This window comes from Streptomyces ossamyceticus (genome assembly GCF_001418475.1).
GTDB classification, from domain to species: domain Bacteria; phylum Actinomycetota; class Actinomycetes; order Streptomycetales; family Streptomycetaceae; genus Streptomyces; species Streptomyces ossamyceticus.
On record NZ_LIQX01000477.1, the window covers coordinates 1 to 5,338 of the forward strand.

General features: G+C 73.7%; 4 protein-coding genes. All 4 read left to right on the top strand.

Annotation, left to right across the window (positions count from 1 at the left end; genetic code table 11):
* Positions 1 to 1,778 (top strand): MMPL family transporter (locus AOK15_RS30000; RefSeq protein WP_055521476.1); only part of this gene is annotated, 1,778 nt, incomplete at its 5' end.
* Positions 1,779 to 2,404: 626 nt separating this feature from the next.
* Positions 2,405 to 3,151, top strand: coding sequence for an HAD family hydrolase (locus AOK15_RS30005; RefSeq protein ID WP_240508663.1), 747 nt, complete (start codon positions 2,405 to 2,407; stop codon positions 3,149 to 3,151).
* On the top strand, positions 3,148 to 4,794 hold the full coding sequence (locus tag AOK15_RS30010; RefSeq protein ID WP_055521477.1) for an FAD-dependent monooxygenase: 1,647 nt from the start codon (positions 3,148 to 3,150) through the stop codon (positions 4,792 to 4,794). The genes AOK15_RS30005 and AOK15_RS30010 overlap by 4 nt, the downstream gene beginning before the upstream one ends.
* Before the next feature lie 67 nt (positions 4,795 to 4,861).
* A partial coding sequence (locus tag AOK15_RS30015) for an AfsA-related hotdog domain-containing protein (RefSeq protein WP_276206239.1) occupies positions 4,862 to 5,338 on the top strand: 477 nt, incomplete at its 3' end.

A 5,338-nucleotide genomic window follows, 5' to 3' on the forward strand; every position in this document is an offset into this window, starting at 1 on the left:
GCGCGGCCACGGCGCTGCCGATCACGCTCCTCATCCTCATGGTCGTGTTCGGCAGCGCCGTGGCCGCGCTGCTCCCCGTCGGCATCGGCGTGATCGCGATCCTCGGCACCAACGCGGTGCTGCGGGTCCTCACCTCCTTCACCGACGTCTCCGTCTTCGCCACCAACCTCACCACCGCCCTCGGCCTCGGCCTCGCCATCGACTACGCGCTGCTGATCGTGCGCCGCTACCGCGAGGAACTCGCCGCCGGCCGCGACACGCCCGCCGCGCTCGCCGTCACCCTCAACACGGCCGGGCGGACCGTGCTGTTCTCGGCCGCGACCGTCGCCGTGTCGCTCGCCGCGATGATGGTGTTCCCGCTGTACTTCCTGCGGTCCCTCGCCTACGCCGGGATCAGCGTCGTGGTCCTCGCCGCCGTCGCCGCCCTGGTGGTGCTGCCGGCCCTGCTCGCCGTCCTCGGCCGGCGGATCGACGCCTGGGACGTGCGCAAGCTGGTCCGGCGCGGTTCCCGCAAGACCCCCGAGCCCGCGGCCCCCGGGGCCGGCTGGGCCCGGCTCGCTCGGGGAGTGATGCGGCGCGCGCCGCTGGTCGCCACCGGCACCCTGGCCGTCCTGCTGCTGCTCGGGGCGCCCTTCCTGAACGTCGACTTCGGCACCGCCGACTACCGGCAGCTGCCCTCCTCCGCCGACTCCCGCGTGGTGCAGGAGAACATCAGGGACCACTTCCAGGGCAGCCCCACCGGAGCGATCGAGGTCGTCACCCGCGACGCGCCGGCCGGCGGGCTCGGGGACTACGCCGAGCGGCTGTCCCGGCTCGACGGAGTGATCCGGGTGGACGGGCCGACCGGCAGCTACCAGGACGGCCGGACCGCCGGACCGGCGCAGCCGGGCCGCACCGCCGGCGAGATCGCGTACCTCACCGTGGTGCCCGGCGTGGAGGCCGTCTCCGACGAGGGCAAGGACCTGGTGCGGGACGTCAGGGCCGTCGACGCCGACTTCCCCCACCACACCTCCGGCACGACCGCGGCCCTGATCGACAGCCAGGCCGCCATCGGCCGTGGCCTGCCGTGGGCGATCGGCATCATCGTGCTCGCCACGCTGGTCCTGGTGTTCCTGCTCACCGGCAGCGTGCTGGTGCCGCTCCAGGCCGTCCTGCTCAACGCGCTGAGCCTCACCGCGATGCTGGGCGCCGTGGTGTGGGTCTTCCAGGACGGGCACCTGTCGGGGGTGCTGGGCTTCACCCCGACCGGGAGCATCGAGACGGCCCTGCCGGTGCTGATGTTCTGCCTCGCGTTCGGGCTCTCCATGGACTACGGCGTCTTCCTGCTCTCCCGCATCAAGGAGGAGCAGGAGCGGACGCTCGACCACAAGGCCGCGGTGGTCGAGGGGATCCGCTCGACCGGCGGTGTCATCACCGCCGCCGCGCTCGTCCTCTCGGTGGTCATGGTGGCCATCGGCACGTCCCGCATCACCAACACCAAGATGCTCGGACTGGGCGTCGCACTGGCCATCCTCATGGACGCCATGGTGATCCGTACGCTCCTCGTCCCCGCGGTGCTGTCGCTCACCGGCCGGGCGACCTGGTGGGCGCCCGGACCGCTGCGCCGCCTGCACGCCCGCTTCGGCATCCGCGAGGGCGGCCCGGCCCCGGCGGCCCCGGCCCCGGCCGCGTCGGATACGCCGGACGCCTCCACCCCATCGCCCGCGGCGGACACGCCGGCGCCGATGACGCAGGAGAGGGAACGGGCCGGCGCGTCAGCCGGGAAACACTCCGGCTGACGCCGCGACGGCCACACGGCCACACGGCCGCGCGAGTACGTGAACAAGTGAGTACGTGAATACGCGGGAAACAGGGTGCGGGAGGACCTCGACAGGTCCTCCCGCACCTCTTTGGCGGGGCGCAAGCGATCGCCGTTAGCGTCCGGGCAACGCGTCGGGCGGACGCCGCGGCAACGCCGCACGGACACCCGACCGGCCGAGTGGCCACGGCACCGCCGGGCCCGCCCCGAACGGCCCACGCGCCGGAACGGCCGCAGCCGGCCGGCCGCGATCGGTGGAACGGCCACGACCGACCCGGCCGAACCGGCCGAACCGACCGACCCGGCCGAACCGACCGACCCGGCCGAACCGACCGACCCGGCCGAGCCGACCGACCTGATCGAGCCGACCGGTTCAGTCCGCTTCAGTCCTGTTCGGAACGGTTCAGGACGGTTCCGTCAGGCTCGGCCCGGTCACCGGTTCACCCGACCCACTCACTCCGGCACCCGCCACCCCGATCCCGGCCCAGGGATCACCCAGCTCACCAGAGCAACCAGATCACCAGAGCAACCACAGCACATCGAGCAACCAGAGCAACCAGCGCACCCAGAGCGAGCAGATCGACCAGAGCAAGGGGGAACAGCCCGATGACATCCACACACCAGACCGGGCCGCAGGCCCGGCCCGTACGCCGCGTCGCGGTGGGCGAGGGGAGCGCCATGGCGGTCGACACCGTCGTCGTCGACTACGGAGGGGTGCTCACGAACCCGCTCGTGGAGACCTTCGCCGCCTTCGCCGAACTCGCCGGTATCGACGCGGGCGACCTGGCGCAGGCGTTCCTGGCGGCGACGGAGCGCCACGGGGAGACCCCGATGGCCGCCCTGGAGACCGGCACGATCACCGAGCGGCAGATGGTGGACCGGATCCTCGCCGAACTCCCCGTGGGGGCGGGCCGGATCCTCGCGGACGGACAGAGCTTCGGCGAGCTGTGGTTCCGGGGCCGACGCGCCAACGAGCCGTTCCTGGCCTTCCTGCGGGCCCTGCGCCGCGACGGCTACCGTCTCGCCCTGCTGACCAACAACGTCCGCGAGTGGGAACCGCTGTGGCGGGCCCAGCTGCCCGTCGACGAACTCTTCGACGTGGTCGTGGACTCGCACCGGGAAGGCGTACGCAAACCGGAACCGGAGATCTACCGGATCCTGCTCGACCGGCTCGGCACCCCGGCGCAGCGCTGCCTTTTCGTCGACGACACGGAGGAGAACTGCCGGGCCGCCGCCGAACTCGGCATGCGCGCCGTGCGGTTCGCCGACACCGACAGCGCCGTCCGCGAGATCTCCGCCCTGCTCCACCGCCCCGTGGCCGTGGCCGCCGGCGCCGCGGGAGGTGCCCGATGACCGCCACCCCCGTTCTCGTCGTCGGTGCCGGGCCCACCGGGCTGTCCGCCGCGTGCGCCCTGTGGGACCTCGGCGTGCCCTGCCGTGTCGTCGACCGGCGTCCCGGCCCCGGCATCGCGCCCAAGGGACTGGTGCTGTGGAGCGGCGCCCTGGAATGCCTGGACCGCCTGGGGGTCGCCGAGAAGCTCACCGAAACGGCCCTCCCGCTGGCCGGGGCGTCGTACTGGTCGAAGGGCAGGCGGATCGCCGGTGTGCGGTTCGGCGGACTGACGGGCACCGCGTTCCCCGGCCCCCTCTGCGTACCGCAGCCCGTCACCGAACGGGCGCTGCTGGAGCGGCTGACGGAGCTGGGCGGCACCGTCGAGTGGGAGACCGAGGCCACGGCGGTGACCGTGCGCCGCGGCGGCCCCGAGGAGTCGGTGACCGTGACGCTGAGCGCGGGCGGCGTGGAGGAGACGGTGACGGTGCCCTGGCTCGTCGCCGCCGACGGTGCCCGCAGCCTGGTGCGCGACAGCGTCGGCATCCCCTTCGAGGGCCACACCTTCGACCGTACGTTCCTCATCGGGGACGGCCGGCTGGAGGGCGCGCCCGAGGAGGCCGAGGTGCAGCACCACATCACGCCCGACGGGGTGTTGGTGATCGTCCCGCAGCCCGACGGCCACCGGGTCTTCTTCGACACGGAACCGGACGAGCGCACCGATCCGCCCTCCGAGGAACTGCTGCAGCGGCTCCTCGACGAGCGGGGCCCGGGCGGGCTGCGGTTGCACGGCACCTGGTGGACCAGCCGCTTCCGGGTGCACGCCAAGGTCGCCCCGCGCTTCCGTGAGGGCCCGGTGCTGCTGGCGGGCGACGCGGTACACGCCCACACCACCGCCGGTGGCCAGGGCCTCAACACCGGTGTCCAGGACGGCTACGACGTGGGGTGGAAGCTGGCGACCGTGGTGCGCGGCTGCGACCCGGCGCTGCTCGACAGCTACGAGGCCGAACGGCGTCCCGCGTCCGTCCGGGCGGTCGCGAACGGTGACCAGCAGACCCGGATGTGGCTGCTGCGCCGTCCGGCGGCCCGGCTCCTGCGGAACACGGTGATGCGGGTGCTGTCCGCCACCGGGCTGCTGGAGCGCAAGGCGATCCCTCTGCTCGCCCAACTCGACCTGGACCACTCCGGGAGCCCGGCGGTGGCCGCGTCCGACGCCGTGACCGGCGTGCCGCGCACGCTGCGGCCCGGGCGGCGGTCCCCCGACGCGGCACTAGCCCCGGTCCGGGGCACGGCCGCGACATCGCTGCACGACCATCTGGCGGCCGGACGGCACACCCTGCTGGTGTACGGCGCGGGGCCTGCCGGGGAGACGGCCGTGCACGCGGCGGAGACCGTGCGGGAGCGGGGCGTCGGCGACACGGCCCAGGTGCTGTGGATCCAGCCCGCCGACACCGTCGCCACACAAGTCCCTTACGAGGGAGGCGAGTTGATCGTCGCCCGGGACCAGGGCCGCACGCTCGGCGCTGCTGCCTCCCCGTGGGTCGCCTACGTGCGGCCGGACGGTGTCGTCGCCGCCCGCTCCGCCCCGGCCGGCCTCGACGCGCTCCTCGCCCGGCTGCCGTCCCGTGAGCCCCTCACGGCGCCGGTGCCGTCCCTGCGGCCCTGAGCGGGCCCGGCAACCCCCTCGCGAGTCGACTGATCGCGACACCCGGATTTTCTTGGAAGGACCGACCATGAGCATTTCCACGTCCGCCACCCCGTCGGCCATCACGTCCGCCGTCGTGGACCCCGCCGTCTCCGAGGCGGCCCCGGCGCGTCCGCGGGCCGCCGAGGTGGAGCTGAGCTACGACGCGACCGTTCCCCGCACCCTCGTCCACCGGGCCTCGATCGCCGAGGTCTTCGTCACCGACTCCGCCGAGACGGGCGAGGACACCTTCGCCGTCGCCGCCCAGCTGCCGCGCGGCCACCTGATCGGGGAGGCCTCCCCGTCGTACGACTTCACGCTGCTGGTGGAAGTGGTGCGGCAGGCCGGGGTCCTGATCGCCCACCGCCATCTCGGGGTGGAGCTGGGCTCGGCGTTCATCTTCCGGGACCTCAGGCTGCGGGTCACCGCCTTCGAGCCGCTGCGCATCGGCCGACGGCCGGCCGACCTGCGGGTCGAGGTGACCGTGCGGACCCGGCGCAACCGGGCGGGCCGCGTCCAGGGGTTC

Coding starts and splice junctions, on each gene's coding strand:
- AOK15_RS30005 (WP_240508663.1), top strand. CDS start 2,405: ATGACATCCACACACCAGACCGGGCCGCAGGCCCGGCCCGTACGCCGC.
- AOK15_RS30010 (WP_055521477.1), top strand. CDS start 3,148: ATGACCGCCACCCCCGTTCTCGTCGTCGGTGCCGGGCCCACCGGGCTG.